Raw genomic sequence first — 26,162 nt, 5'->3', positions numbered from 1 at the left:
CGTGCCATGATCCGACCTACACTTCGAGCCAGTCCGCCCGCTCACACTGCGCTACCCGCCAGGCAGGAGGAGGTCCGGGAATGGTGTCACGGCCGGCCCCGGCCTCGACGTCGCTCCCCTCGGAGCCGTCGTCCACGACGAGCGAGGGAGCGCTGCCCGAATCCGGGAGGTTCTGGCGCGAGCTGCTCGAAGACGTGCGTGACGCGGTGCTCGTGCAGGACGTCGGCGGCACGCTGCGCTGGTCGAATCCGGCCGCCCGTGAGCTGTTCGGCGGCGGCCGCCCGGTGCTGACCGCCGAAGGACCCGACGTCGGCCATGTCGAGCACACCGGCCGCCGGTTTCCCGCGCGGATCCGGACGTTGCCCGGAGGCTGGCACGCGTGGACGGTGACCTCAGCGGTCGCGGCCGACGGCCCGCGTGTCGACGGCTTCCTCGCCGCTTCGGCGCCACGGCTGGCCTCCACACGGGGACGGCACGGGACGGCGAAGGTGATCGCCGAGGTCGCGGCGGCCGAACTCGCCGACTGCGTGTTCGTCCTGCTGCCGGCCACCCGCGGCCGGTGGGAGTGGTGGAGCTGCGATCACCGCACCAACCACGGTCACGGCCATATCCGCCGTGTCCCGGCCCAGCTGGCGCCGGTGCTCGCCGGAACCTTCGCCGCCACCGACGAACCCGAGGCCAAGACCGTTCCGGAGGAAGAGGTCGCGGCGCTGCCCGCGGTCGTCGCGGAACGGCTCGCCGTCCATCAGTCGGTCACCGTGGTCTCGCTGGGACTCGACGGTGGTGCCGGGGTCACCGGCGCGGTCGTGCTCGGCAGGCGCGGCACACCCGCGTTCGGCGACGACCACCCGCGCGCGGTGGCCGAGTTCGCCCGTGCGGCCGGGACCGCGCTGGCGAACGCGCACCGCTACGCCCGCCAGGAAGAGGCCACCCGCGGCCTGGAGACCACGTTGCGCCCGACGCCGCCGCCGGAAGTCCCCGGCGCCAAGTTCGATGTCTGGTACGAGCCGTCGGCCGGGCTGCTCGACGTCGGCGGTGACTTCTACGACGTCCTTCCACGCGAGGACGGCGGCGCGATGTTCGTCCTCGGCGACGTCTGCGGCAAGGGCGCCGAGGCGGCCGCGCTCACCGGCCGGGTCCGGCAGACCCTCGCCGCACTCAACCTCGTCGAGCGCGACAACACGACGTTGCTGAGCCTGCTTAACTCCCTGCTCATCACCGGCGGCAGCGGCCGGTTCGCCACGCTGGTGCTCGGTTCGGTGCTGGCGGGCGAAGACGGTCTCGGTGTCACCTTGGCTTCCGGCGGACATCCCGCGCCGCTGGTGGTGCGCCGCCGCGGTGGGGTCGACGAGATCACCTTGCCCGGCACCCTGGTCGGGATCTCTCCGCAGGCCCGTTTCGCCGAGACGGCCGTCAAGCTGGCCGAAGGCGACGTCTGCCTGCTTTACACCGACGGGATCACCGAAGCACGCCACCACGAGCGGCCGTCGGACCTGTTCGGCGACGAACGGCTGCGCGAACTGCTGACCCGCTGCCGGGGCCTGTCCGGCCGCGAGGTCGTCGGCCGGGTCCGGTCCGCGGTGCGGGATTGGCTCGGCAGCGGGACACACGACGACATCGCGGTCCTCGCCATCGAGGCCTCAAGACCCACCCAGTAGCCGCACCACCGCCCGCTCCACGATGTCACGGGCCTCAGTGGGATCGGCTGCCTTCTCCGCTCGTCGCGTCGCGCGCTCGATGGTCCGATCCTCGTGGTACGCCGTGATCACGCGAGGGTCCACATAGGACCGACGGGCGACGGCGGGCGTGTTGCCGAGGCCCTCGGCGACTTCGGTCATCACGGTCTTCTCGATCCGATTCAGGCCGCGCCGGCTGGACGGCTTTTCCTGTCCCGCGAAGGCGGCCGCGGCGAGCACGGTGGCGTTCCACGTGCGCAGATCCTTCGCGGTGAAGTCCTCGCCCACGAGTTCCTTGAGCCGTTCGTTGATGTCGTCGGCCCGGACCTCCTGCCACCCGCGGCCGTCGCGATAGGCGAGCAGGCGCACCTCCCCACCACGCGCCCGTCGCAGCGACCGGACCAGCCGCACGAGACCGTCGTCGCGCAGCCGGACCTTCCGCTGGATCCCGCCCTTCGCGGGGTAGTCGCAGAGCAGGCAGCCTTCGCTGACCGAGACGTGTTCGCACAGCAACGTCGCCACCCCGTGTGTGCCGTTCTCGTCGGCGTAGTCCTCCCCGCCGGTCCTGAACACGCCGAGGTCGAGCATGCGCAGCGCACCGGCGAGCACACGTTCGCGGGTGAGCCCACGGGAATCGAGGTCTTCCTGGACCGCCTCACGCAGCTTGGGCAGCTTCCGGGCCAGCCTGAGGACGCGCTCGTGTTTCTCTTCGTCCCGTGCCCGTCGCCAATCCGGGTGATAGAGGTATTGGCGCCGCCCGGCGTCGTCCACACCGACCGCCTGGACGTGCGCGTTGTCGTACGGCGAGATCCACACGCGCCGCCACGCGGGCGGGATCGCCAGCGCGGTGATCCGCTCGACCACTTCCTTGTCCGCCAGCGGCTCGCCGTCCGGGGCGAGGTAGCCGAAGCCACGCCCTCTGCGCCGCCTCCCGATACCGGGGGACCCCAGGTCCGCTCGCCGAAGTCGCATGAGGACTGATACCCGCCGCGACGCCGGTTCATGCCCATGGTTCGGCGACTCCGCTCCGGGGTAATCCCGGGGGCGGAAGACGAGCTCAGGAGGAACCCATGGCGACATCGCTGAAGGGACGCCGCGTGGCCATCCTCGCGGCCGACGGCGTGGAACAGGTCGAACTGGTCGAACCGCGCAAAGCGGTCACCGAAGCCGGGGCCACGGCCGAGGTCGTCTCGCTGGAATCCGGCGAGATCCAAGCCATGAACGGCGACATCGACAAGGCGGACAAGTTCACCGTGGACCGGGTCGTCAAGGACGTCACGGTCGACGACTTCGACGCGCTGGTGCTCCCCGGCGGCACGATGAATCCGGACAATCTGCGCGCTGACGAGAACGCTGTCCGCTTCGTCCGCGATTTCGTGAACAGCGGCAAACCGGTCGGGGTCATCTGCCACGGGCCGTGGACGCTGGTCGAGGCCGACGTCGTCCGTGGCCGCACGCTCACGTCGTATCCCAGCGTGCGCACCGACATCCGCAACGCCGGCGGCACCGTCGTGGACCAGGAGGTCGTCAACGACAACGGCCTGATCTCCAGCCGGAATCCCGACGACCTGCCCGCCTTCTGTGCCGCGATCGTGACGGAATTCGGCAAATGAGCCCGGGTGAACGAGTGGCGCGCGTCACATGATTGAGGGATCGTGGTCGGTAGAGAAGGAGGTGCCACGATGACCGTGCATTCGAGACGCTACGGCCGTCGGTGCCGTCAGCATTTCGACACCGAGCCGGAAACCGGGCAGCGGCGACCCGCCGCTCAGGCCGTGGAGGTCAGGGCGGATGCCACCGACGCCCCGGCCGAGCAGGCCGAAGGCGCCGGTGACGTCCCGCCGGGGAACCCGGGCTCGCTCAACTGAGTGTTCGCCGGTACCAGACCCTGCGCGGGCCCGGGAGGCCGATCCGCGAGACCAGGTCGGTCACCACACCGCCGATGATCAGCCACAGCAGCGCGGCGAGGCCGTCGTTCAGCAGGGTCCGCAGTTTGGGACTGTCCGGCGTGAACAGGTTGCGCAGGCCGAGAGAGACCCCGCGCGACCACTGGTCGATCAGCTGCGCGAACCCGTTGCCGGGATTGGCCTCGCCGAACACGAGCAGAATGTGCAGGATCAGCACCAGCGCGAAGATCCAGCACACCGCGTGGACGAGGGCGTTGACGATCCTTACAACGCGGATCCTGGTCGGTGTCCGCTCGACGATCTCTTCCTGCGGCTCGCGCGGGTCGTTGATATAGGTCATCGCCGTCTCCCATCATCGTCCACAGTGGACATCACAGCGGAGCGGACGCTCAGCCGGGGCCCCGGGTCTTCGTATTCGATTTGATCCGGGTCTTCGACTTGCCTGGCTTTTCCGAGGTGCTCGGATCGCCGCTGGACGCGGTCGCGCCACTCGGTGTCGACGTGACGCCGACATTTCCCAAGGTGCCGGGTGGATTCGCGGAGACCGGCACCGTCACCACGACCGTGTCATGGGGTGCCTTCGCGCCGCTGGCGGGTATCTCGACGGCCCCCGAGGGCGGTGTCCCCTCCGCCGCCGGGCCGGAGGTGCCGGTCGCCGCCGGAGGGGGCGACCCGCCCGGCTGAACCGGCGGGTTCGGCCCGGTCTGGTTGACCGCCAGCAGTACACCGATGGTGATCGCGGCGGCCGGTGCGCTGATCGCGGCGAGCACCGCCGCGCGCTTGCGGGTAACCGGTGCGAGGTAGGCGACCTTCGTCCCGGTCGAGTCCTCCAGCAGGATCCGCGAGATCGCCGCGGCGGTCGGGCGCTGCGACGGCTTCCGCGCGGTCATCCCGCGTAACAGCGTCGTCATGGTCACCGACAGGCCGGTGGGGATTCGCGGCTGCCGGTGCAGCCTGCCGACCGCGGCCTCGACCGGTGTGCCGATGTACTCCCGTTCCCCGGACAGGCATTCGAGCAGCACCAGCCCGAGCGCGTAGACGTCGGCGGGCGGGCCGATGTTCTCGCCGCGGACCTGTTCGGGCGCCATGTACGCGGCTGTGCCGACCACGCCGCCGGTCTCGGTCACCCTGGTCGCGTCGAAGGCGTGCGCGACCCCGAAATCGCCGATCAGCGGGCCGTCGTCGGCCATCAGGATGTTCGCCGGTTTCAGGTCGCGGTGGGTGATTCCGTGCGCGTGGACGTGCGCGAGCGCGTCGGCCAGCCGGGCCGCCAGGTCGACGACCGCGTCCGGGGAGAGCGTGCCGGAACGCAGGCGCTGGGCCAGGTTCGGCCCGTCGACCAGGCGCATCGTGAGATAGCTGTAGCCGTCATCGGAGCCCGCGTCGTACAACGGGACGAGCCCGGGATGACGGACCACGCTGAGGGTTTGGATCTCCTGGTCACGGCGGCGTTCGTCGCGGGTCATCGTGTCGGCGTGGAACAGTTTCAGCGCGACCTCGCGCTGTTCGAGCAGGTCGTGGGCGCGGAAGACACGCGCGGTCGCGCCGCGGCCGAGCAGATCCCCCACCTCGTACCGGCCGGCGAGTTTGCGCGGCAGGTGATCCGGGTCGTGGACGTTCAGGCTGAACCTTCGTTGAGTGGTTCCGGCATCAAGGTCTCCGTCGTCATCACCGCCAGCACGCGGACCCGCGTCGTCCATCGGTGCTACCTCCGTCTCACCGGCCGAACGCCGTATACCCGGTCCGGCTCCGGGCGAAACAAGGTTCGTGAGCTTACCGGACCTATCCGCGGTTCACCCCGAATGGCGGGCAACCCCCGAGGGGGCCGGACGTCTCGTGACCATGAAGCCGAACCGGTGGGCCGCGCTCACCGCCATCGCGGTGACCGCCCTGGCCGCCCTCACTCCGTCCGCCGCCGCCGATTCGTCGGTACCCCAGGGCTTCGCGCCCGCGTCGACGAGCTGGACCGGGCCGCTGCGCGGGTTCGTCCTCGGCTTCGCCCCGTGCGGGACGCCGGGATGGTGCGCGTCCCTGCTGTCGACGGCCGACGGCGGGAAGCGGTGGCGGCGGGTCGGTGCCCCGCCGATCTCGTTGCCGGACAACCACAACCAGGTCAAGCTCACCGTGATCGACGAGCGCGACGTCTTCCTCTCCGACGGCACCCGGTTGCTCGCCAGTCACGACGGCGGCGGTTCCTGGTCCCGCGTCCGGCTCGCCGGAGTTCGGGAGCCCTTCTATATTTCGAAAATCACCGAATCCGGGGCTCGGGTGTTCGCCATGGTCACTGGTTTCGGCACCCCGTCGACGACGACGCTGTACGCCGGGCTCTCCGGCACCCGGGTCCTCCTGCCGGTCCCGGGGTTCACCGTCACCGGCTCCTCGACCTACGGCGACATCGCCACCAGCGGCGGGGTCCAGGTGTCGATGGGGTCGGACTACCGGGTCCAGAAGTATTGGACGTCGTCCGACGGCCTGACGTTCGCGGCCGCGCCGCCGCCCTGCCCGGCGGACAGTTCGGCTTCGTTAAGCGGAGTCCGGCAAGGGCACGTGCTGGCGCTGTGCAGCGGGGGACCGGGGTCGCCACAGCCGGGGGCGACCGTCCGCCGGTTGTGGCGGGCGCCGAAGCTCGGCGGGCAGTTCACCGGAACGGCGCAAGGGCCCACTCTCGGAATCAACCAGAGTTTCAGCGCCGCGTCGCCCGCGGCGGCGACCGTCGCGGCGGAGGGTGGCGGAACCGGATTCCTGCACCGCACCGGCGACGGCGGGGTGACCTGGACGACGATGGTCCTCAGCGACCGCGGTGTTTGCCTCAACGACCTGGACTTCCCGGACGAGCGCGTCGGGGTCGTGGTCGACGGACAGCCCGACGCCGACGGTGGATCTGCCGTCTACCGCACCACTGACGGCGGTGTCACCTGGAGTGAACTCGCCTTCGGGTAAGGCGACGGTGCCCGCACGGATGATCACCGCAGGTAGGCAAGGCCCTTGGGGAGGTTCACTTTGCTACACGCCATGTCGTAACCTGAGTACTGTCCGTCGATGTCGAGGGAGCCGTGGATCGTGTTCGCCGCGATCCGCATGCGGCTGAAGGGTGGAGCGTGTCCATGACTTCGGACGAGGTCCGGGCTGTGTCGAGGCGCCCGCTACCACCCCTCGACTACAGCAAGCCCAATCTCGCCAGGATGAAGGACGCCCTTCTCGGGGGGCACGATCACTACGAGATCGACAGGCAAGCCGTCGAGGCCTTCCTCACGGTGGCCCCCGACGGCGCCGCGGTGGCCAAGGAGTTCCGGTCCTGGGCGAGCCGGGTGGTCCGGTTCCTCGCCGGCACCCGTGAGGTCGACCAGTTCCTCGATCTGGCCTCCGGCATGCCCTACGTCGAGAACACGCACCAGACGGCGCAGCGGTACAACCCCGACGCGCTGGTCATCTACATCGATGACGACCCGGTGGTCCAGGCACACGGACTGGCGTTGCTGGAAGACCACCTCGTGCACGTCAGCGGCGCGGATCCGCTCGATCCCGAGCGGACGCTGAAAGATCCGGTGGTCGCCGAGCATCTCGAACTCGACCGCCCGGTCGCGGTGCTCCTCAACGCGGTGCTGCACCACATCGAGGACCTCGGCGAGGCGCAGGCCGTCGTCCGCGGCTATGTCGACGCCCTCGCCCCTGGGTCGTATTTGCTGCTCACGCACTACTACACCGACGGCGACGGCCCGCGTGGCGCGTTCGCGCGGAAGCTCGACGGCCTGATGGGCGGTATCGGTTATCCCACGGTGCACCGCGGTCGCAAGGAGATCGAGTCGCTGTTCGACGGGCTGGAGATGCTCGAACCCGGTCTCGTCCACCTGCATGAATGGTGGCCGGAAGGCCCGCGTCTGGCGCCGTTGACCCAGCTCAACTACCTGAGCCTCGGCGGCGTGGGGGTCAAGCCTTCAGCGAGCTGAAGAACGCCTTCAGTTCGTCGTGGGCGGTCCCGAAGTCCTCGGTGTTGCCGGTGATCGCCAGTTCCAGCGCCTCGCCGTCGGAGAGTTCCAGTGTCAGGTAGGCGGTGAGCTTCCGGCGGGGGAAACCGCCCGCGACGATGTCCGTGAACGGGATCCGTCGCGCGCCCGGCTCGGCGCGAAGGTCGTCGAGGCCGCGCTCCCGCAGCTTCCGGATCCGCTTGCGGTCCGACACCCCACGCGCTCCGATGAGCCCGGCGACGCCGCGGCGGAGCAGCACCGAACGCGCCATCGGCAGCAGCACCACTTCGGTGTCGCAGACGATCAGGTCGTAGAGCTTCCGCTTGGCCTTCAGCGCGGTGAACATCCCGAGCATCCGGGCCTCGGCGGGATCAGGCTCCCGTTCGGGCTCCTGTTTGCAGAAGTACCCGGCCGGCACGTTCAGCAGTTGCAGGTTGCGGACCAGTTCGTCGACCGCGCGCGGGCTCGCCACGGCCGGGCCGACCAGGTCCGTGACGTCGAACGGCTCGCCGTCGCCGAGACAAAGTTCCCAGCCGCCGCCCCAGTTCAGGCGGTGCGCGGCGACGCCGTTGTCGATCATCGCGGCGGTGACGGTGTCGGCGAACAACTGGGTCAGCAGTTCGCGGCCCTCTTCGCGGGACGGGGCCCGCAGGGGTTTGGCGAGCGCGTCGGCGTCGCCGTCACGCAGGACCCGCACGACCTCGCCGATCGTGCCGCGCGGCGCCAGCCTGCTCTCGATCCCGGCCGAGGTCAGCAGCTTCGCGCCCTCCGCCACCGATGCCCGGCCGGCGCGTTTGACGACCTCGTCCCAGTCCGCCCGCGGCCCCACGTCGCGGACCAGCACGTCCAGTTCCGCCTCGGGGACGTCGACCTTCGGCGCCCCCAGCAGTGACCAGCCCGGCCGCGCGTCCGGCTTCACCGGGTTGTCCGGCACCCCGGACAGTGCGGCGATCCGCCGCTTCGTGGGGGGATGACTGTCGAACTTCGACAGCTCTTCGCCGTCGAGGATGTCTTCGGCGTACTCAATCACCCAGTCCCGCTGGACCGGGTGATTGAGGTACGAACGGAAGCCCAGGAGCACCGCAGGAGTGCGCCTCGCCGCCACGCCGAGCGAGACGTAGCGCTCGGAGTAGTCCTTCCAGAGCGGGGTCAGCGTCGCGACCTTCCGCAGCGCCGTTGCCGCCGTTCGGCTTCCCGCCGCGAGCACCGACGCCTCGTCCGCCTGCAGTTCCTGCCGCCGGTTCGCCGACCGCGCGACCAGGAGGTACAGCTTCGAATACGCGGAAAGCAAGGCCCTGGCTGGACCGCCGTCCAGCCTGTCGACGGTGAAGGCGAGCGTCTGGGTCCCGCGATAGGTCAGCGCGAGCAGGCGGGTGTGGCCGCCGCTGTAGTGGCCGAGTTCGTGCGCGAGCACCGAACGCAGTTCGCTGACGCTCATCGCGGCCAGCAACGGCAGCCCGATCAGCATCGTGCGGCGGCCCGGCCGCAGGCCGAGGAACCGGGCGTCCTCGGAGACCGCCGCGTTGATCTCGCCGATCAGCACGATCTCGTCCGGCGGCCGCGTCTTCACCTGGGCGGCGAGGTCGTCGATCATCTCCCACAACGCCGGATGGGCGTCGCGGTCCAGCCGCGGCCCCTCGATCGGGGGACGCCGCGCCCGCAGCGCGCTCACCAGCCCGAAACCGAGCGCGATCATCATCGCGAGGCCGGCGAGCAGCACGTAGATGCCGGTCTTGCCAGGGATCCGCAGGCCCGCCAGCACACTGGCGACACCCACCGCGACGACCACCACTGGGAACGCCACGAGCAGAAGTGTCGCGAGGACGGCGCGTCCTCGGGCCTGCATCGTCCGGTTACCTCTTTTCGCACAAGTGCCGTCTGTGCGGCCGAATAGTAACCGGCTACCCAGACGACTCGTGCGAGAAGGAAGAGCTACGCCCGCCAGCTGGGAACGGCCGCCGGTGCCGCGGTTCGGGTCGTGGGAAGTCCGTGAAGGACTCCTTGAAGGACTCTGGGTCCCTCAAGGAGTCCTTCACGGACTCGGGCCACTTGTCGCAGCTTCAGCAACCTCATTAGTCACGACAGCGGCACGTGACGGTCCCTTACGCGGCTCAGCCGGGGAAACTCGGACCTTCATATACTCGCGCCGTGTTCGTGATGGGAGCCTTCGTTGCGTCTGACGTGGTGAAGGACGCCTTCGGCCCTGGCCGCCCGCGGGTCGTGGGTGCCGAGTCGCGGTCTCTCGGCCCCGCGCGGACACTGCGTGGCTGATGTCCCCGATGTGGCGTTGGAGGCGCTCAGCGCCCCCAACGCCACATTGGGGACCTTGACAGCTGCGCGTCGGTTACGCGGCGTTGAAGGTGTCGGGATCCGGCCCGGTCCGCTGCCCCCGATCCAGCACGGACAGCGAGGCGACATCCTCCTCCGACAGACTGAACCCGAAGACGTCGAGGTTCTCCTTGATGCGAGACGGCGTCACGGACTTCGGGATCACGACGTTGCCCAGCTGCAGGTGCCACCGCAGGACGACCTGCGCCGGAGTACGGCCGTGCTTCGACGCCAGCGCCTTGACCGCCTCCTCGCCGAGCAGGTCGCCGCCCTTGGCCAGCGGGCTCCAGGCCTCGGTCGCGATGCCGTGCTTCGCGTCGAATTCGCGCACCTCGGCCTGCTGCAGGTACGGGTGCACCTCGACCTGGTTCACCGCCGGGACGACGGAACCGGCGCCGAGTACCCGTTCGAGGTGGGCGGGCTGGAAGTTGGACACGCCGATCGCGCGTACCCGGCCGTCGGCGTAGAGCTTCTCCAAGGCCTTCCACGTGTCGGTGTAGAGGTCGCGCTCCGGCGTCGGCCAGTGGATGAGGTAGAGGTCCAGCCGGTCGAGACCGAGTTTGACCAGGCTGGCGTCGAACGCCTTCAGTGTGGCGTCGTAACCCTGTTCGCTGTTCCACAGCTTGGTGGTGATGAACAGCTCGTCGCGGGCGATCCCGGATTCGGCGAGGGCCTTGCCGACGCCGGCTTCGTTGCCGTAGATGGCGGCGGTGTCGATGCTGCGGTACCCGGCGTCCAGCGCGGCCTTGACCGCGGCGGTGGTCTCCTCGTCCGGTACCTGGAAGACGCCGAATCCGAGCTGCGGCATCTCCACCCCGTTGTTGAGCTTGACGGTGGGAATGTCGGTCACTTGCTTTCCTTCCGTGGATATTCGCGGTCAGGCGACGGGGGCCGGTTCGGCGCGACGGACCTTCCGCCGCCCGTGGTCGAGCATGCCTGAGATGACCGCGACCAGCAGTCCGGCGAGCGCGAGCGCGGCCCCGATCCAGCTGGGCGCGGTGTAGCCGAGACCGGCGTCGATGGCCTGGCCGCCGAGCCACGCGCCCGCGGCGTTGCCGAGGTTGAACGCGGCGATGTTGGCGGCCGACGCCAGCGCGGGTGCGCCTTCGGCCTTGTCCATGACGCGGGCCTGCAACGGTGCGACGGTCGCGAAACCGGCGGCGCCGAAGACGGCGATGGTGATCGCGGCGGGCAGCTGGGCGTGCGCGGTGAAGACGAACACGACCAGCACGGCCGCGAGCGCGGCGAGGATGACGTACAGACTGGGCATCAGTGCCCGGTCGGCCGCTTTGCCACCGAGCAGGTTGCCGACGAACAGGCCACCGCCGAACAGCACGAGCAACCAGGTCACCGCTCCGGGCGAGAAACCGGCGACCTCGGTCATCATCGGGGCGATGTAGGTGAAGGACGCGAACACCCCGGCGAACCCGAGCGCGGTCATCGCCAGCGCGAGCCACACCTGCGGACGCTTGAAGACGGCGAGTTCGCTGCGCAGTCCCGCGCTTCGCGTCGTCGTCTGGACCGGCACCAGCGCGAGGATCCCGATCAGGCCGATCACGCCGAGGACGCTGACCGCCCAGAACGTCGAACGCCAGCCGAACGCCTGTCCGAGTGCCGTCCCGGCGGGGACACCGAGGACGTTGGCGACGGTCAGGCCGGTGAACATCATCGCGATGGCGCTGGCCTGTTTGGCAGGCGCGACCAGCGAGGCGGCGACCACCGCGCCGACACCGAAGAACGCGCCGTGCGAGAGTGCCGCGACCACGCGGCCGGTCATCAGCAGGCCGTAGGTGGGAGCCACCGCGGAAACCACGTTGCCGGCGATGAACAGGACCATCAGGCCGACCAGGACTGTCTTGCGTGGCACCCGCGACGCGAGCGCGGTCAGCACCGGGGCGCCGACGACGACGCCGAGCGCGTAACCGGAGATCAGCAGCCCCGCGGAGGGAATCGAGACGCCGAAGTCGCCCGCGATCTCGGGCAACAGGCCCATGATCACGAACTCGGTGGTGCCGATACCGAAGGCGCTGATCGCCAGTGCGAGCAGAGCGGCAGGCATGGGAGCTCACTTCTTCCCGTAGAGTGTTGATAACTGGCGTCGGCAACTACGAGCGTCTGAAATAGTTGCACACGCCGTATATTGCACACGCTTGATGATGCACCACGCAACGAAGCTCGGGCAACCGGGGAAGAGGTGAACCGTGTCACTGGCCGACGACGCCGTGGAGGCACGCGCGCAGGGTTGGCGGACCCTCGCCGCACTGCACGCGCGGATAGAGGACGCGCTGGAGCGCGCGCTGGCGCAGCAGCACGAACTGTCCGTCAGCGAGTACACCGTGCTGGACGTGCTCGCCCGGCAGGACGGCTTCCACCTGCGGATGAACCAGCTGTCGAACGCCGTCGTGCTCAGCCAATCGGCGACGACGCGGCTGGTGTCGCGGCTTGAGGACCGAGGGCTGCTGCAGCGGTACCTGTGCCCGGACGACCGGCGGGGGATTTACACGGAGGTCACGCCGTCGGGGCAGGAACTGCTCGCGGCCGCCCGGCCGACGCACGACACCGTCCTCACCGACGCACTCGCCGCCGCCGGAGAACTCCCCGAACTCGCGCCTTTGGTCGCAGCACTCGGAAAACTCACCTTCGCCCGCTCCTGACGCTCCCCGCGTTTCGTCCTCTAGTTGCGGTAGTTGCACAGGCAAGGACCGCAACTAGAGGACGAAACGCGGGCGGGCTGGCAAGGTGAGGACGTGGACGATCTTCTGTTGCGCCGGGTCCGGGTCGGCCTGGCGGGTTCCCTGTCGGACGTGCTGATCAAGGGCGGCCGGATCGCGGCCATCGCGGGCCCGGGTCAAGCGGGTGAAGCGTCGGAGATCCTGGACGGGCACGGCGGCACGCTGCTGCCGGGGCTCGTCGACGCGCACGCGCACACCGCGCAGTGGTCGGCGGCGCGGCGCCGGCTCCCGTTGGGGGAGGCGAGGTCCGCCGCGCACACGGTCGATCTCGTACTCGCCCACCTGCTGGCGAACCCCGTGCCGCCCGGCGATCTCGTGCTCGGCGCCGGGTTCCGCGACGGCCTCTGGCCCGACGTCCCGCACAAGGATCTGTTGCAGAAGGCGCTGCCCGGGCACCCCGTCGCCTTGTTCAGCGCCGACCTCCACACGCTGTGGCTCAGCCCCGCCGCGCTGAAGCTCATCGGCCGCGAGCATCCGACCGGCGTGCTGCTGGAAAACGACTGCATGAGCGCGACGGCCGAACTCCCGGTCGCCCCCGACGACGTCATCGACGGCTGGGTCGCCGACGCGCTCGACGCGGCGGCCGCCCGCGGCGTCACCAAGATCGTCGACTACGAGTACGCCGACACCGTCACCGACTGGCGACGGCGGCTGGCGCGGAAACCCTTGCCTGTCAGGGTTTCCTGCGTGATCGCGAAGTACCTGCTCGACACCACCGTCGAACGTGGCCACCGCACCGGCGACGTCCTCGAGGGCACTGGCGGGCTGCTCACGGTCGGCCCGTTCAAGCTGTTCGTCGACGGTTCGCTGAACACGCGCACCGCGTACTGCGTGGGGCAGTACGCCGGAACCGAGTCCCACGGGCTGCTCGAACTTCCGCCCGAGGAGCTGGAACCGTTGATGCGTAAAGCTTCCGAGTATGGGCTCTTGCCCGCGGTGCACGCGATCGGCGATCACGCCAACAAGATCGCGCTCGACGCTTTCGCCAACGTCGGCTGCGCCGGCCGCGTCGAGCACGCGCAGTTGCTGCGTGCCGAGGACGTCGCGCGGTTCGCCGAACTGGGTGTCGTGGCGAGTGTGCAGCCCGCCCACCAGCCGGACGACCGCGACGTCGCCGACCGGTACTGGCACGGCTGGACCGACCGGGCTTTCCCGTACGGCGCCCTGTATCACGCAGGGGTGACCCTGGAGTTCGGTTCGGACGCCCCGGTCGCGCCGCTGGACCCGTGGGACGCGATCGCGTCGGCGATCAGCCGCACCGACGACGACCGTCCGCCGTGGCATCCCGAGCAGGCGATGCCGCTGGAGGCCGCGCTCGCGGCGGCGTCCGGCGGCCGGTCCTCGGTGGCCGTCGGGGACGTCGCGGACCTGGTCGTCACCGCGGTGGATCCGGCGCGGCTGTCCCCGGCCGGGCTGCGCGACATCCCCATCACCGCCACCGTGCTCGACGGCAAGGTCGCTTTCGTGTCCTGAGTCCTTCCCTTGCCAGGACGCAACGCCCTAATGGGAGGGCATGGATCACCGCCTGCTCGACCGGCTCCGAGACCTCCACGGCTCGCTCGGCAGCGACATCACCTTCGTCACCCGGATGGTCGAGGAGGACACGCCGCGCGCGGACCTCCTCCGAGATCTCGGGGAACGGCTCACCGACCTCGGCGCGGCATTGCTCCGGCGCTCGGACGACGTCGACGCCGACGTGCTCGCGAAACTGCCTGACGACGGCTGGCTTCCCCAAGCCGGCGTGCGTCACCAGGCGCTGGTCGTGGCGCACAACGTCGGTGCGCGGCCGCTGCGGTGCGGGCGCATCTACCTCGGCGTGTGCGGCGCGCCGTGCTTTCCCTTCTACGGCAGGGACCCCTCCGGCCGGACCGGATGGCACGAACGGTGCCGGACCTGTCAAGACCGCCTGTTCCGGTGACGGTGGCTGCGTCCGGCGGCCGGGTGAGGCAGGGTGAGGTGATCGCGGAAGGAGCGCCCATGGGCACCGAGAAGCTGTTCCGGATCGCCATCGCCTTGAAGGGGCTTGACGGCGCCTTGCAGCTGGTGGGCGGGCTCGTCCTGATGATCGTCCCGGCGTCGGTCATCACCGGTTTCGCGCACGCCGTGGTCACTCGTGACCTGCTCGGAGACGCGGAGGGGACGCTGGCCCGGCATCTCGAACTCGCCGCCGGCCACTTCGTCGAAGGCCGGACGTTCGCCGTCGTGTACCTCGTCGCGCACGGGCTCATCAAGCTCGGCCTGGTCTGGGCGCTGGCACGCAAGGTGATGCGCGCTTACCCCGTGGCCGCGGTGGTGCTTTCGGCGTTCGTGGTCTACGAGATCTTCCGCGCGGTCCACACGCACTCGCTCGCGCTGCCGTTCTTCGCCGCCCTCGACGTCGTGATCGTCGTACTGGTGCTGCGCGAGTACCGGCAGCTGAAACGGGATCGCGTCGCGGCCTGACCGCCCGGTTCAGGCCGCGACGCGAAATTTCTCGGTGGTGGGATCCGCGCGGGGCGGATCCACCACGATCGCGGTGGCGTTGTCGGAGCCACCGAGCGAGATCGCCGTCCGCACCAGCTCCGTGGCCGCCCTGTCCGGCATCCCGAGGATGTCGAGCATGGTCGGCCCGCTGAGCGTCTTGTGCACACCGTCGCTGGTGAGCAGAAGCCCACCGGTCGTGCTGGTGGCCGTGCCGATCTCGTGGGTACCGGCCGTGCGGACGCTGGTGGTGACGACGTGTTCCATCCGCGGTGTCACGGGTTGATCGTGGTCGCGGAAGTACTGCGCGAGCGTATGGTCCTTCGTCACCTGCCGCACGGTGTGCCCGTCCCAAGCGTACGCCCGGGCATCCCCGAGCCATGCGATGCCATACCCCTCGCTGGTCCAGACCGCCACGACGAGGACGCAGTCACCGGTCCCGCCGAACCCGAGGACTGCGCGCTGAGCTGCGAGAACAGCCGCGACCGCGCCCTGGTCGACCGGTGTCCGGACCGCCGCCGAGGCGGCCGTCCGCGCCGCGTGTGCCGCGTTCGGGTGATCTCCGACTCCATCGGCCAGTGCGAACACGATCCCCGCCCCGCCCGCGGCCGCGTACGCCCCGATGGCGTCCGCGTTGTGCTTGCGCGGACCCCGCGCGCTCGCCGTGTGCCAGTGTGGAAGCTCCCTCATGGTCTTCTCCTCACCCCTGGGTGATTCTTTCCCCACTTCCAGAGTCCGCCTGTTCCCTGTGTTCCGCCTGAGGGTTTCGGTGTCAGACGGGCCTGAATGTCCGTGAAGGCCTCCTTCGCTGCTTTCAAGGTCAGGGTCTCGGCAAGTGAGCTTGATCTACAGGCGTTCAGGGACATGCCTCCCTCAAGAACCCCGGCACACGCAGGCACTAGCGATGCCCAAGTCGGCAGGAAAGGAGGCCTCCACGACCTTGGGTGCGCCGTGGTGGGCGCGCTGAACGTTTGGGCGGTCCGACACCCGCGGATCATCGCCGCAGCTGGAAGTCCCCTCGCGTGATCTCCATCGCCTGGCCCGCTGCCGGAGCGCAGCGCCGCGTCACCTGTTCCCGCGACCCGAAGGCGACGAGATCCTTCGTCCCGTTGTCCCGCACGGTGAGGCTGACCGGGTCCCCCGCGACCGCGCCTGTGAAGGCCTCCGCGTCGGTCACCACCCCGGTCACGGTCCCCACCGCGCCTTCGACGCGGACGCAGTCGACCCGCGCGACCAGCCAGCTGAGCCCGCCGTGGACGTGATGCGCCATCCACAGCACGCCTTCACCCGCACGTCCGTTCCCCTTCGCGTGGACGGTGAATTCGAACGTCGTCAGCGGGTTCTGGGTGTCGAGTTCGGCCCGGCCCGTCATCGAGACCGTCCGCGCCGGTTCGGCGCCGGCCGCCGCCCCGGTTCCGACCAGGGTGACCACGGCCACCGAAACACCGGCGAGGGCTTTCTTCATCTTGTTCATACGGCGAGCATCTCGGATCCCAGCCGCGGAGAACTCCCTCTGCGGCTGGGGTTCCGTCCTCCTCGAGAGGGAGCCAGGGCTCAGGGGATCAGGTTGTACACCGTCTGCTCGCCGACCGTGGTGGCCGCGAAGTTCGCCGCGACCCAGTCACCGATCTCGTTCGACCCGCCGCCAGGACCGCCGCCGCGGCCACCCTCGACGTAGTAGGTGATCTCGCCGTCGGCCACGTACTGCTGGAACTCCGCCAGTGTCGGCGCCGGGTCCTGGCCGCTCCAGCCGCCGATGCCGATCACCGCCTTGCCGCTCGCGAGTTCCAGGTTCGCCGCCGACTGCGAACTCGCCGTCGCCGCCGCCCACGTCGTCGTGGTCGCGGCGAGAAGGGTCCCCATCTCCGCCGACGAGCCCTCTTCCATGCCCGGACCGCCGCCCAAGCCGCGATCACCGCCGGTGACCGGTCCGGAGAGCGGGATCGACCCGGAATGCGCCTGCGCGGCCGTTTCCACGGCGAAGGCGGTGGTGCCGAGGCCGACGGTCAGCACGGCCGCCGACGCGATCACGGAGACGAGTCCGCGCATCGGCGGGACACCCACCAGCACGACGGTCGCGGTCACCAGGCCGAGACCGGCGACGGTCCAGCGCAGCGCGGGCAGCCAGTCGGCGTCGCGGTCGAGCAGGATGTACGCCCAGACAGCGCTGGCCGCGATCATCAGCGACAGGAACACCCGCGGCGCGAGATGCGCTCGGCCGCGCCACAGCGAGGTCCCGGAGATCGCCACCACGGCGGCGATCGAGGGCGCCAGCGCGACGGCGTAGTACGGGTGCACGATGCCGCTCATGTAGCTGAACACCAGTGAGGTGACGAGCATCCAGCCGCCCCAGACGATCAGCGCGGCCCTGGTCCGGTCGGTGCCGGCGGCCCGCCGGGTGAACCACAGCCCCGCGACCAGGCCGATCAGCGCGGCGGGCAGCAGCCACGACACCTCGCCGCCGAAGCTGGCGCCGAACATCCGGGTCAGGCCGCTCTCGCCGCCGAAGCCGACGTTCCCGCCGCCCATGCCCCCGCTCGTCCCGCCGACCATGGTGCCGCCGCCCCTGCCGAAGATCCGGCCGAGTCCGTTGTAGCCCAGTGCCAGTTCGAGCAGGCTGTTGTCGGTCGAGCCACCGATGTACGGGCGTGAGCCGGCAGGCCACAGGTCGACCAGCGCGATGAACCAGCCGGCGGACATGATGGTCGCGATCAGAGCTCCGAGAAGGTGAAGCAAACGTTTGCCCAGCGAGGTCGGCGCGGCGATCAGGTAGGCGAGCCCGAACGCGGGCAGCACCAGGGACGCCTGCAGCATCTTGGTCAGGAAGCCGAACCCGATGGCGACCCCGGCCAGTGCCAGCCAGCGCGGGCTCGCCTTTTCGATCGCGCGGACCGAGCAGTACGCGCCCGCGATCAGCAGCAGCGTCAGCAGCGCGTCGGGGTTGTTGAACTTGAACATCAGCGTGGCGACCGGGGTGACGGCGAGCGCCGCCCCGGCGAACAGGCCGGCGACCGGTCCGGAAGTCCGCTTCACCGTCAGGTACAGCAAACCGACGGAAGCGACGCCCATCAGCGCCTGCGGCGCCAGCACGGTGAAACTGGAGAAGCCGAAGAGCCGCGCGAACGCCGTCGTGACCCAGAGCGCGGCTGGGGGTTTGTCGACGGTCAGCACGTTCCCGGAGTCGAGGGAGCCGAACAGCCACGCCTTCCAGTCCTGCGTGCCGGACTGCACCGCCGCGGCGTAGAACGAGTTGCCGTAGCCGGAGGCGGTCAGATTCCAGAAGTACAGCAGTGCGGTGGCGGTGAGCAGCCCGAAGACGGCCGGACGAACCCAGCGCCCCGGCGGCTTCGCGACGCTTTCCTCGACCGGACCGGGTTCCACCCGGGAAGCGAGTGCGGTGGTCATGGGTTCAGCTCTCCATCTCGGTGGTGGGCTGACGGCGGGAGCGGAAGACCCAGCCGCGCAGCAACAGGAAACGCACTACGGTGGCCGCGAGGTTCGCGAGCACGAGCGCGGTGATCTCGAGTGGCAGCCCCGGCGTCGTCATCGTGTGCAGCAGTGCCAGCGTGCCGCTGGTGAGCCCGAGCCCGATGCCGAACACGATGAGACCTTGGAACTGGTGCAGTCCGGAGCCTTTCCGGCCGCGGATGCCGAAGGTCAGACGCCGGTTGAGCGCGGTGTTGCCGATCGCCGTCACCAGCAGCGCGACCAGGTTCGCCGCCTGTGCGCCGGTGAACGTCCGCAGCAGCAGGAAAAGCAGGAGATACGCGACGGTGCTGGCGACGCCGACGGCGGCGAACCGGACCAGTTGCCGCACGAGGCTCGGTGCCACCCCTGGCGCCCGCACCTGGATCGGCGCCCGGCCGAGTTGCTCGCGCAGGCCGCTGATCGGGACCCTGCCGGTCAGCGTCGCCTTCGTCAGCCGCACGATGCCTCTGAGGTCAGCGGTCGCGGTGGCGACGATGTCCACCGACGAGTCCGGGTCGTCGATCCAGTCGACCGGGACTTCGTGGATCCGCAGCCGAGCCTTTTGCGCCAGCACGAGCAGTTCGGTGTCGAAGAACCAGCCGGTGTCGTGGATATGCGGGAGCAGCCGCTCGGCGACGTCGGCGCGGATCGCCTTGAACCCGCATTGCGCGTCGCTGAACCTCGCCGCCAGCGTGCCGCGCAGGATCAGGTTGTAGCAGCGGGAAATGAGTTCCCGTTTCGGTCCGCGCACCACTCGCGCGCCACGGGCGAGCCTGCTGCCGATGGCGAGATCGGAATGTCCGGACAGCAACGGCGCGACGAGGGGGCCGAGTGCGGCCAGATCGGTCGAGAGGTCGACGTCCATGTAGGCGAGCACCGGAGCGTCCGAAGTGGACCAAACGGCGCGAAGCGCGCGGCCGCGGCCTTTCTCCTCGAGGTGGCGGACTTCGACGTCGTCGAACTCGCGGCTCAGTCGTTCGGCCACGCGCAGGGTGTCGTCCGTGCTGGCATTGTCCGCGACGGTGATCCGGAACGGATACGGGAACTGCTCCACCAGGTGTGCGTGCAGTCGTCGGATGCACGGTTCGAGGTCGGCTTCCTCGTTGTGGACCGGGATGACGACGTCGAGAACGGGGGAGCCGGTCGGGGCGATGGCTGGACGGCGGCCGGGGTCGGCGCCGGAGATGATCGCGGCTGTCATGTCGTCAATCTCGGCCATCGCGCTGAGGCCGGCTTGTGTCCCGCCTGTGCCGTCGCTGTGTTCCGTCACGGGTTTCACCGGCTCAGGTCGTAGACGGTGACACCGTCCACAGTGGTCGATGTGTAGGTCTTCGCGACCCAGGCGGCGATGCGTTCGGCGGCGTCGCTGCCGGTCTCGCCGCGCATCGTCATCCCGTCGCCGAGGAAGTAATGGATCTGTCCACTTCGGACGTGTTCCTGAAACTGTGCCAAGGTGGGAGCCGGATCCGTGCCGTTGAACCCGCCCACGGCCAGCACCGGCGCCCCGCCGCCCAGCTGGTAGCCCGCCGCGTTGTTGGAGCCGACCGTCGCGGCCGTCCACGTGTAGTTCGCACTGTCCTGCCGTAGGAGGGCGGCGAGGTTCTCGCCGGGCAGGCTCGTCCCGAGCAGACCGCCGGGGCCGCCCATGCGTATTCCCCGGCTCGTCTCGGGGCCCGCCGACGGGAGCGCGCCCGAGTGCGGCGTGGCCGCTGTCGCGACCGTGTACACGCCGGTGCCGGTGAGAACGGTGATCAGCGCGCCGACGGCGACCATGCGCCTCGCGACACCGGGTAACCGTGAAGCGAAGAAGACCAGGATCGCGCACAGGAACCCGGCCACGAGAATCGCGATCGCCAACCCCGGGAGCCAGGTGGATTGCCGTGACAGCAGGAGATACGCGGTCAGGGCGGTCAGGCCGATCCCCGCGCTCAAGGTGCCCGCCGCGGCCGGATTCCCGCGGGCGCGCCACAACTGCGTCCCGGCGATCCCGACGAGTGCGGCGATCGACGGGGCGAGCGCGATCGTGTAGTACGCGTGGATGATGCCGCTCATGTAGCTGAACACCCCGGCGGTCACCAGGAACCAGCCGCCCCACAGGATCAGCGCCGCGCGCCCGCGGTCGGTGTGCCGGGCGTGGCGGGTGAACCACAGCCCGGCGGCCAGCGCGCCGACGGCGGCCGGGAGCAGCCAGGCGATCCCGCCCGCCATCTCGGTGCCGAACAACCGGTCCCAGCCGGTGCCGCCCCAGCCGCCGTTGCCACCCCCGCCGACGCTGCCGACCTCGTCGCCGGTGATACGGCCGAAACCGTTGTAGCCGAAGGCGAGTTCCCACAGGCTGTTCTCCTGCGAGCCGCCGATGTACGGCCGGTCGGTGGCGGGCCACGACGCGACGACGGCGAGATACCAGCCGGCGGAGACGATGGTCGCGATCAAAGCTCCGAGCAGATGCAGCAGGCGTTTGCCCCATGACGTCGGCGCGGCGATCAGGTAGGCGAGCCCGAACGCGGGCAGCACCAGGAACGCCTGCAGCATCTTGGCGAGGAAGCCGAACCCGACGGCGGCCCCGGCCAGCGCCAGCCAGCGCGGACTCGCCTTCTCCAGCGCGCGGACGACGCAGTACGCGCCCGCGACCAAGAGCAGGACGAGCAGGGCATCGGGGTTGTTGAACCGGAACATCAGCGCGGCGGCGGGGGTGAGGGCGAGGACGGCGCCCGCCAGCAGACCCGCTGGCGGGCCGGACGTCCGTCGCACCGCGGCGTACAGCAGGGCCACCGAGCCGACACCCATCAGCGCCTGCGGAACGAGAATGCTCCCGGCGTTGACGCCGAACAGGCGGGTGGAAAGGCTCATCACCCACAACGCGGCCGGTGTCTTGTCGACCGTGATCGCGTTCGCGGCGTCGCTCGATCCGAAGAACAGCGCCTTCCAGCTCAGCGATCCGGCCTGCGCCGCCGCCGAGTAGAAGGCGTTGGCCCAGCCGGATTCGCCGAGGTTCCAGAGGTACAGGACAGCGGTCGCGAGCAGGAGCGCGGCGACGGAAGGCCGGACCCAGCGTGGATCTGCCGGTTGTTTCGCCGTCGCGGCGTCTTCGGCGTCTTCGGCGGCGTCGCGAGAGGCGAGAAGGATCATGGGCTTCAGGGTCGAGTGCCGACCTGGGGCGTGGTTGTGCCGAAGCTGTGCACCCGCTGTGAGGAACCGATCACCGGCAGGCGCACGGCGAATTCGGTACGCCCGGGACGGCTGTGCACCTCGATGGTCCCGTGGTGGGCCACCACGATCGCCGACGCGATGGCCATCCCGAGCCCGGTGCTGCCCGCGGTCCGGGAACGCGAAGAGTTCCCGCGGGCGAAGCGTTCGAAGACGCTCGGAAGCAGTTCCGGCGCGATGCCGGGGCCGTTGTCGGTCACCGTCAGCACCGCGGCCCCGGCGTGGGAGCGGCCCAGCGCGGTGATCACCGTGGTGCCCGGCGGGGTGTGCGTGCGCGCGTTGGACAGCAGGTTCGCCAGGACCTGGTGCAGGCGCTGGACGTCGCCGTGGACGGTCAGCGGCCCGTCCGGCAGCCGCAGTTCCCAGCGGTGGCCCGGGCCCGCGACGTGCGCGTCGCCGACGGCGTCCGCGGTCAGCCGGGTGAGGTCGGCGGCGCCCGCTTCGAGCGGGCGTCCGGCGTCGAGCCTCGCCAGCAGCAGGAGATCCTCGACCAGCGTCGTCATGCGGGCGGCCTCGGACTGGATGCGGGACATCGAACGCGCGACGTCCGGCGGCACCAGCGCGCTGCCGCGGCCGGCGAGTTCGGCGTACCCGCGGATCGCCGCGAGCGGGGTGCGGAGTTCGTGGCTCGCGTCGGCGACGAACCGGCGGACGCGGGTTTCACTGGCGTGCCGGGCTTCCAGCGCCCGCGCGATGTGGCCGAGCATCAGGTTCAGCGCCGAACCGACCTGGCCGACCTCGGTACGCGGATCGGTGTCGGCCGCGGGCACCCGCACGGAAAGCGCGACCTGGCCGCGGTCGAGCCGCATCGCCGACACCCGGCCCGCGGTCGCCGCGACCCGGTCGAGTGGCCGCAGGGTCCGCCGGACCGCGAACGCGCCGAGGAACCCCGCGCCCGCGACGCCCGCCGCCGCGACCCCGAACAGGATCCACCCGACCGTCGTCAGCGTGTCCTGCATCGGCTCGAGGGGAAGACCCGTGACGACGACCCCGCCGGGGACCGAGACGGCCTGCACCCGGTAGTCGCCGAGCCCGGCGAGCAGCACGGTCGTCGGCGTCCGGTCGACCGGAACCGAGAGCAGCCCGGACTCCTGCCCGGCCGAGAGGCCTTGCGGAAGTCCTTGCGCCGACAGCACTCCGGCGTAGAGCACGCGATCGCCGGTGAAGCGCACGCTCAGCGTCCCCGACGCCTGGCCCGGCGCGTTGAGCGGATTGGGACCGGGGCCGGGCGAGTCGTCCGGCGGCCGGTTCGCGTAGTCGTGGGCACGGGCCGACGCGGCCGAGAGCTGACCGTCGACCTGGTCGGCGAGGAACGACCGCAGCGCGATCTCACTGGCGACGCCGATCACCAGGCAGACGAAGGTGAGCAGCAGCACCATCGAGCCGGTCAGCTTGGTGCGCAGGGAAAGCCGCCCTGGCCGGGACCACCGGCGCGGGCCGGTGGTCGGGACCGATCCGGATGCCATGCCCTCGAGCGTGCGCCGCGGTCGTATGCGCGCGGTGTGTCCCGCCTGTGAGCCGGCTGTGCGCGTGGGTCACAGGAAGGTTTGACGCGCGGCACAGGCCGGGCACAGCCGCGACGCGGGCAGTGGGGTCGACGACGAAGCTACAGGAAAACCGATCATGAACGAGAACACACCGCCCGCTCCGTCCACATCGGACTGGGAAACCCTTGCGCCCGCACGCGGCGGCAAACGCAAGCCGTCGTCGCGGGCGCGGCCGCCGCGGTGCGCGCCGTCGGAGCCGACGGGGGAGGGCCAAGGGCCTCCGCAGGACGTTCCGGAGGGACGCCGCCGGCCAATGAGCCGTGGGTGCCGCCCGAAGGTCCGTGAAGGACTCCTTGAGGGACCCAGGGTCCCTCAAAGTTCCCCTCACTAGGCTTGCTGTGTCACTTTCGCCCCAGCGACACCACCCCCCACAGGAAGGGGGCCTTTCTGTACTGGGGAACGGCAAGTGCGCCCACGGATGACCATCCCGGGGCGGCGATTCACCAGCGACGCCCCGAACCGCGTCAGCACGCGAACGGCCGTCCGCCTCAGCGGTCGTAGTCCACCGACAGTTCGGCCGAAGCCGCCACCGCCCGGCAGGTCAGGATCTGCCCCGCCGCGACTGCTTCGTCCCCGAGCGCGTAGTTCACATCCATCCGCGCGCTGCCTCGCACCACTGTCGCCCGGCACGTCCCGCAAGCCCCGCCGACGCACGCGTACGGCGCGTCGACGCCGCGCCGCAGTGCAGCGCTGAGCACGGTTTCGCCCACCGTCGCGGGGAATTCGGCGGTCTTGCCGCCGGCGGTCACCGTCAGCACCGGGCCCGGTCGTCGCGAGGGGCGGACGGGAAGCGCGCCCTGGAACAGTTCGAAGTGGACGTTCTCCTCGGGGACGTCCTTGTCCGCGAGCGTCCGGCGGACCATGTCGACCAGTTCGCGCGGGCCGCACAGGAACCAGTCGTCCACCTTCGCCGGGTGCAGTCGTGCCTGCAGCAGCGCGCGGAGGCGGGTGCCGTCGAGACGGCCGCGCTGGTAGCGCTCGTACGAGATCGCCAGCGCCTCACCGACGGTGTCGAACGGCTTCTCGAACCGCTGTGTGCGCAGGTCCGGGTCGCGTTCGTCGGTGCGGTAATGCACGACGTGCAGCCGTCCGCCCAATTTCGCCGCGAGGGCGCCGAGTTCGGCGGCGAACATCGTGCTGGCGCCGGAGGTGTTGATGTACAGCAGGGTCGCCTTGCTGTTCGGTTCGTTCAGCAGCGTCGTGGTCAGTATCGACAGGATCGGCGTGATCCCGCTGCCCGCGGCGAGCGCGACGTACCGGCCGGTGCGGCCGTGCGCGGGGGTCAGCGTGAACGCGCCGTCGGGAGGCAGTACTTCCAGTAGGTCGCCCGCCGCCAGTTCGGTGGTGGCGAACGTCGAGAACGCGCCGCCGATCTGGTGCTTGATCGCGATCCGCAGCTCCCCGGAGTCCGGCGTCGAGCAGATCGAGTAGGCCCGCCGTACCTCTTCACCGTCGACTTCGGCGCGGACCACGATGTGCTGGCCCGGAGTGAACAGGAAGGTCTCCCGCAGCCGCTCCGGCACGTCGAACGTCACGGTGACGGCGCCTTCGCACAGCGGCCGGACTTCGGCGACCCGCAGCGGGTGGAACAGGCTCGGCGGCCGGGGCTGGGGAGCGGGCGGCTCTTCGTCGAACGAACCGGTGAGCTGGCGCCATTCGCGGTACTCCGACGACGTCAGTTCGCGGCCCCAAGCGGTCGCGATCGGGACGTCCCTGGCCAGGTAGGCGTCGCGGTTGTCCTTCCACGCGCGCAGGTACCGGTAGAACGGGATCGCCGGGTGGAGATGGTGCACCAGGTGGTAGTTCTGGCACAGCATGATCGGCGTCATCAGCCATTCGAGCCCGACGCGGACGCGGGTGGCGCCGAACCGGTTCTGCCGCTGCGCGCCGAGGTCGTGATGCGGGAGCCAGTCGAACCACCAGGCCAGCACGGCGAGGCCGAGGCGCTGCGGGAGCAAATAGACCACCAGCAGTTCCCAGCCGTGGCCGGACGCGATCAGCCAGGCGAACGCGGCGAGGCTCAGCGCGACCACGGCCGCGGTCTCGATCCGTTCCGACGGCGGCCGCGTGCGCTGCCGCGCCACGTAGAAGCGGGCGTACCAGAAGTCGATGGTCAGCCACCGCAGCGGCAACTGCCACCAGGGGCCGTGCGCGGTCCAGGCGTCGGGATCGGTGTAGGCGTCCTCGTTGGTGTTGCGGTGGTGCTCCAGATGGATGTAGCGCACCAGGGGAAAGGAGCCGTAGCCCGCCACGAACGGCATCGCGAGCCTGCCGAGCAGTTCGTTGACCCAGGTGAGCTGCCCCGCCGCGTGATGCGTCGACTCGTGCAGCACGGTGAACATCGTGAAAGTGACCAGCGCGTGCAGCGGGATGGTCACCCACGACGACCCCGCGTCGTTGACGACCAGCCAGGTGGCGCCCACCCAGACCATGGCCCCGCCGAGGAACAGGAGAACGGTCGGCACCGAGACCACCGGAAGCGGGATCCTCGGGTTGGGCAGACCACGTCTCGCCGGTCTTGCGGTCAGGTCCCCCGTGTCCTCGGACCGGGTGGCGGCGACGGTCATCGATCGGTCCCTCCGTCGATGGCTACCGGGACAAGCTGTCACACCGTAGACAACTGGTACTGGTTTGTAAACTTCGGCTACCTGCTGAAAGGCCTGGTCGCGGCGCCCGATGGTGGAGCGCGGCCCGCATCCGTGTCCAGGACTGGACGGCTTCGTAACAGAGAAGAACTGAAAGCTGGTCCAATCGGGTGGTCCACGCCCTGTTCGCCGGACGGGGCCCGAAAGCTGTGATCCGCCAGTGAGGGCGGGCACGACGCGGCCGTGTCGGACTAGACCCGGACCGGTGTGCCCGGTCCTGTGAGTCC

Annotated in this window: 22 protein-coding genes; 9 read left to right on the top strand and 13 right to left on the bottom strand. The window is 70.1% G+C overall.

Annotated features, from left to right (window positions below; translation table 11 throughout):
• Positions 1 to 80: 80 nt before the first annotated feature.
• Positions 81 to 1,658 carry a SpoIIE family protein phosphatase gene (locus tag ACM6LU_RS27295; protein ID WP_414940616.1) on the top strand — a complete coding sequence of 526 codons (1,578 nt, stop codon included), beginning with the start codon at positions 81 to 83 and terminating at the stop codon, positions 1,656 to 1,658.
• On the opposite strand, the gene ACM6LU_RS27290 is transcribed toward ACM6LU_RS27295, so the two are convergent.
• A complete protein-coding gene (locus ACM6LU_RS27290; protein ID WP_414940615.1) occupies positions 1,641 to 2,648 on the bottom strand; it encodes a DNA topoisomerase IB in 1,008 nt (335 codons plus the stop codon). The genes ACM6LU_RS27295 and ACM6LU_RS27290 overlap by 18 nt on opposite strands.
• Before the next feature lie 98 nt (positions 2,649 to 2,746).
• On the opposite strand from ACM6LU_RS27290, the gene ACM6LU_RS27285 reads away from it, so the two are divergent.
• Together ACM6LU_RS27285 and ACM6LU_RS27280 are read left to right on the top strand one after the other, a co-directional pair.
• Entirely contained in the window at positions 2,747 to 3,289 is a 543-nt protein-coding gene (locus ACM6LU_RS27285; RefSeq protein WP_414940614.1) for a type 1 glutamine amidotransferase domain-containing protein, read from the top strand.
• A gap of 69 nt (positions 3,290 to 3,358) precedes the next feature.
• Positions 3,359 to 3,544 (top strand): hypothetical protein, encoded by a 186-nt coding sequence (locus ACM6LU_RS27280; protein ID WP_414940613.1) that lies wholly within the window; start codon positions 3,359 to 3,361, stop codon positions 3,542 to 3,544.
• Here ACM6LU_RS27280 and ACM6LU_RS27275 read toward each other — a convergent pair.
• Positions 3,537 to 3,923 (bottom strand): hypothetical protein, encoded by a 387-nt coding sequence (locus tag ACM6LU_RS27275; RefSeq protein ID WP_414940612.1) that lies wholly within the window; start codon positions 3,921 to 3,923, stop codon positions 3,537 to 3,539. The genes ACM6LU_RS27280 and ACM6LU_RS27275 overlap by 8 nt on opposite strands.
• A gap of 49 nt (positions 3,924 to 3,972) precedes the next feature.
• On the bottom strand, positions 3,973 to 5,283 hold the full coding sequence (locus ACM6LU_RS27270) for a protein kinase domain-containing protein (RefSeq protein ID WP_414940611.1): 1,311 nt from the start codon (positions 5,281 to 5,283) through the stop codon (positions 3,973 to 3,975).
• Positions 5,284 to 5,425: 142 nt separating this feature from the next.
• Here ACM6LU_RS27270 and ACM6LU_RS27265 point away from each other — a divergent pair, with 142 nt between their 5' ends.
• Together ACM6LU_RS27265 and ACM6LU_RS27260 are read left to right on the top strand one after the other, a co-directional pair.
• Positions 5,426 to 6,523, top strand: a complete 1,098-nt coding sequence (locus ACM6LU_RS27265) for a hypothetical protein (RefSeq protein WP_414940705.1) — start codon at positions 5,426 to 5,428, stop codon at positions 6,521 to 6,523.
• Positions 6,524 to 6,687: 164 nt separating this feature from the next.
• Entirely contained in the window at positions 6,688 to 7,530 is an 843-nt protein-coding gene (locus tag ACM6LU_RS27260; protein ID WP_414940610.1) for an SAM-dependent methyltransferase, read from the top strand.
• Here ACM6LU_RS27260 and ACM6LU_RS27255 read toward each other — a convergent pair.
• From ACM6LU_RS27255 to ACM6LU_RS27245, 3 genes are all read right to left on the bottom strand, one after another.
• A complete protein-coding gene (locus ACM6LU_RS27255) occupies positions 7,511 to 9,352 on the bottom strand; it encodes a M48 family metallopeptidase (RefSeq protein ID WP_414940609.1) in 1,842 nt (613 codons plus the stop codon). The genes ACM6LU_RS27260 and ACM6LU_RS27255 overlap by 20 nt on opposite strands.
• Before the next feature lie 540 nt (positions 9,353 to 9,892).
• Positions 9,893 to 10,726 carry an aldo/keto reductase gene (locus ACM6LU_RS27250; RefSeq protein ID WP_414940608.1) on the bottom strand — a complete coding sequence of 278 codons (834 nt, stop codon included), beginning with the start codon at positions 10,724 to 10,726 and terminating at the stop codon, positions 9,893 to 9,895.
• Between the two features lie 27 nt (positions 10,727 to 10,753).
• Positions 10,754 to 11,935, bottom strand: coding sequence for an MFS transporter (locus tag ACM6LU_RS27245; RefSeq protein WP_414940607.1), 1,182 nt, complete (start codon positions 11,933 to 11,935; stop codon positions 10,754 to 10,756).
• Between the two features lie 142 nt (positions 11,936 to 12,077).
• On the opposite strand from ACM6LU_RS27245, the gene ACM6LU_RS27240 reads away from it, so the two are divergent.
• From ACM6LU_RS27240 to ACM6LU_RS27225, 4 genes are all read left to right on the top strand, one after another.
• Positions 12,078 to 12,530 (top strand): MarR family winged helix-turn-helix transcriptional regulator, encoded by a 453-nt coding sequence (locus tag ACM6LU_RS27240; protein WP_414940606.1) that lies wholly within the window; start codon positions 12,078 to 12,080, stop codon positions 12,528 to 12,530.
• Between the two features lie 93 nt (positions 12,531 to 12,623).
• Positions 12,624 to 14,081, top strand: a complete 1,458-nt coding sequence (locus tag ACM6LU_RS27235) for an amidohydrolase (protein ID WP_414940605.1) — start codon at positions 12,624 to 12,626, stop codon at positions 14,079 to 14,081.
• Positions 14,082 to 14,121: 40 nt separating this feature from the next.
• Positions 14,122 to 14,526 carry a hypothetical protein gene (locus ACM6LU_RS27230; RefSeq protein ID WP_414940604.1) on the top strand — a complete coding sequence of 135 codons (405 nt, stop codon included), beginning with the start codon at positions 14,122 to 14,124 and terminating at the stop codon, positions 14,524 to 14,526.
• 59 nt (positions 14,527 to 14,585) lie between these two features.
• Positions 14,586 to 15,050 (top strand): DUF2127 domain-containing protein, encoded by a 465-nt coding sequence (locus ACM6LU_RS27225; RefSeq protein WP_414940603.1) that lies wholly within the window; start codon positions 14,586 to 14,588, stop codon positions 15,048 to 15,050.
• Positions 15,051 to 15,059: 9 nt separating this feature from the next.
• Here ACM6LU_RS27225 and ACM6LU_RS27220 read toward each other — a convergent pair whose 3' ends face one another.
• The 7 genes from ACM6LU_RS27220 to ACM6LU_RS27190 all read right to left on the bottom strand — a co-directional run bounded on the left by ACM6LU_RS27220 (position 15,060) and on the right by ACM6LU_RS27190 (position 25,791).
• Positions 15,060 to 15,758 carry a PP2C family protein-serine/threonine phosphatase gene (locus tag ACM6LU_RS27220; RefSeq protein WP_414940602.1) on the bottom strand — a complete coding sequence of 233 codons (699 nt, stop codon included), beginning with the start codon at positions 15,756 to 15,758 and terminating at the stop codon, positions 15,060 to 15,062.
• A 304-nt stretch (positions 15,759 to 16,062) separates the two neighbouring features.
• Positions 16,063 to 16,542 (bottom strand): hypothetical protein, encoded by a 480-nt coding sequence (locus tag ACM6LU_RS27215; RefSeq protein ID WP_414940601.1) that lies wholly within the window; start codon positions 16,540 to 16,542, stop codon positions 16,063 to 16,065.
• Positions 16,543 to 16,622: 80 nt separating this feature from the next.
• Complete coding sequence (locus tag ACM6LU_RS27210) at positions 16,623 to 18,473, bottom strand: ArnT family glycosyltransferase (RefSeq protein WP_414940600.1); 1,851 nt, start codon at positions 18,471 to 18,473, stop codon at positions 16,623 to 16,625.
• 4 nt (positions 18,474 to 18,477) lie between these two features.
• Positions 18,478 to 19,737 carry a glycosyltransferase gene (locus ACM6LU_RS27205; protein ID WP_414940599.1) on the bottom strand — a complete coding sequence of 420 codons (1,260 nt, stop codon included), beginning with the start codon at positions 19,735 to 19,737 and terminating at the stop codon, positions 18,478 to 18,480.
• 74 nt (positions 19,738 to 19,811) lie between these two features.
• A complete protein-coding gene (locus tag ACM6LU_RS27200) occupies positions 19,812 to 21,665 on the bottom strand; it encodes an ArnT family glycosyltransferase (protein ID WP_414940598.1) in 1,854 nt (617 codons plus the stop codon).
• Positions 21,666 to 21,670: 5 nt separating this feature from the next.
• Positions 21,671 to 23,209, bottom strand: coding sequence for a sensor histidine kinase (locus ACM6LU_RS27195; RefSeq protein WP_414940597.1), 1,539 nt, complete (start codon positions 23,207 to 23,209; stop codon positions 21,671 to 21,673).
• 569 nt (positions 23,210 to 23,778) lie between these two features.
• Positions 23,779 to 25,791, bottom strand: a complete 2,013-nt coding sequence (locus tag ACM6LU_RS27190; RefSeq protein WP_414940704.1) for a fatty acid desaturase — start codon at positions 25,789 to 25,791, stop codon at positions 23,779 to 23,781.
• Between the last annotated feature and the right edge of the window lie 371 nt (positions 25,792 to 26,162).

This window comes from Amycolatopsis sp. cmx-11-51 (genome assembly GCF_047608665.1).
Lineage (GTDB): Bacteria > Actinomycetota > Actinomycetes > Mycobacteriales > Pseudonocardiaceae > Amycolatopsis.
Note: the sequence above shows the minus strand (reverse complement) of the source record. Positions and strands in the feature narration are given on the sequence as shown.

What these genes read in the sequence shown, in the direction of transcription:
- ACM6LU_RS27280 (WP_414940613.1), top strand. Translation starts at nt 3,359, where the DNA reads ATGACCGTGCATTCGAGACGCTACGGCCGTCGGTGCCGTCAGCATTTC.
- ACM6LU_RS27210 (WP_414940600.1), bottom strand. Translation starts at nt 18,473, where the DNA reads ATGACCACCGCACTCGCTTCCCGGGTGGAACCCGGTCCGGTCGAGGAA.
- ACM6LU_RS27225 (WP_414940603.1), top strand. Translation starts at nt 14,586, where the DNA reads ATGGGCACCGAGAAGCTGTTCCGGATCGCCATCGCCTTGAAGGGGCTT.
- ACM6LU_RS27295 (WP_414940616.1), top strand. Translation starts at nt 81, where the DNA reads ATGGTGTCACGGCCGGCCCCGGCCTCGACGTCGCTCCCCTCGGAGCCG.
- ACM6LU_RS27275 (WP_414940612.1), bottom strand. Translation starts at nt 3,923, where the DNA reads ATGACCTATATCAACGACCCGCGCGAGCCGCAGGAAGAGATCGTCGAG.
- ACM6LU_RS27205 (WP_414940599.1), bottom strand. Translation starts at nt 19,737, where the DNA reads ATGACAGCCGCGATCATCTCCGGCGCCGACCCCGGCCGCCGTCCAGCC.
- ACM6LU_RS27220 (WP_414940602.1), bottom strand. Translation starts at nt 15,758, where the DNA reads ATGAGGGAGCTTCCACACTGGCACACGGCGAGCGCGCGGGGTCCGCGC.
- ACM6LU_RS27215 (WP_414940601.1), bottom strand. Translation starts at nt 16,542, where the DNA reads ATGAACAAGATGAAGAAAGCCCTCGCCGGTGTTTCGGTGGCCGTGGTC.
- ACM6LU_RS27245 (WP_414940607.1), bottom strand. Translation starts at nt 11,935, where the DNA reads ATGCCTGCCGCTCTGCTCGCACTGGCGATCAGCGCCTTCGGTATCGGC.
- ACM6LU_RS27265 (WP_414940705.1), top strand. Translation starts at nt 5,426, where the DNA reads ATGAAGCCGAACCGGTGGGCCGCGCTCACCGCCATCGCGGTGACCGCC.
- ACM6LU_RS27260 (WP_414940610.1), top strand. Translation starts at nt 6,688, where the DNA reads ATGACTTCGGACGAGGTCCGGGCTGTGTCGAGGCGCCCGCTACCACCC.
- ACM6LU_RS27285 (WP_414940614.1), top strand. Translation starts at nt 2,747, where the DNA reads ATGGCGACATCGCTGAAGGGACGCCGCGTGGCCATCCTCGCGGCCGAC.
- ACM6LU_RS27290 (WP_414940615.1), bottom strand. Translation starts at nt 2,648, where the DNA reads ATGCGACTTCGGCGAGCGGACCTGGGGTCCCCCGGTATCGGGAGGCGG.
- ACM6LU_RS27195 (WP_414940597.1), bottom strand. Translation starts at nt 23,209, where the DNA reads ATGGCATCCGGATCGGTCCCGACCACCGGCCCGCGCCGGTGGTCCCGG.
- ACM6LU_RS27200 (WP_414940598.1), bottom strand. Translation starts at nt 21,665, where the DNA reads ATGATCCTTCTCGCCTCTCGCGACGCCGCCGAAGACGCCGAAGACGCC.
- ACM6LU_RS27230 (WP_414940604.1), top strand. Translation starts at nt 14,122, where the DNA reads ATGGATCACCGCCTGCTCGACCGGCTCCGAGACCTCCACGGCTCGCTC.
- ACM6LU_RS27270 (WP_414940611.1), bottom strand. Translation starts at nt 5,283, where the DNA reads ATGGACGACGCGGGTCCGCGTGCTGGCGGTGATGACGACGGAGACCTT.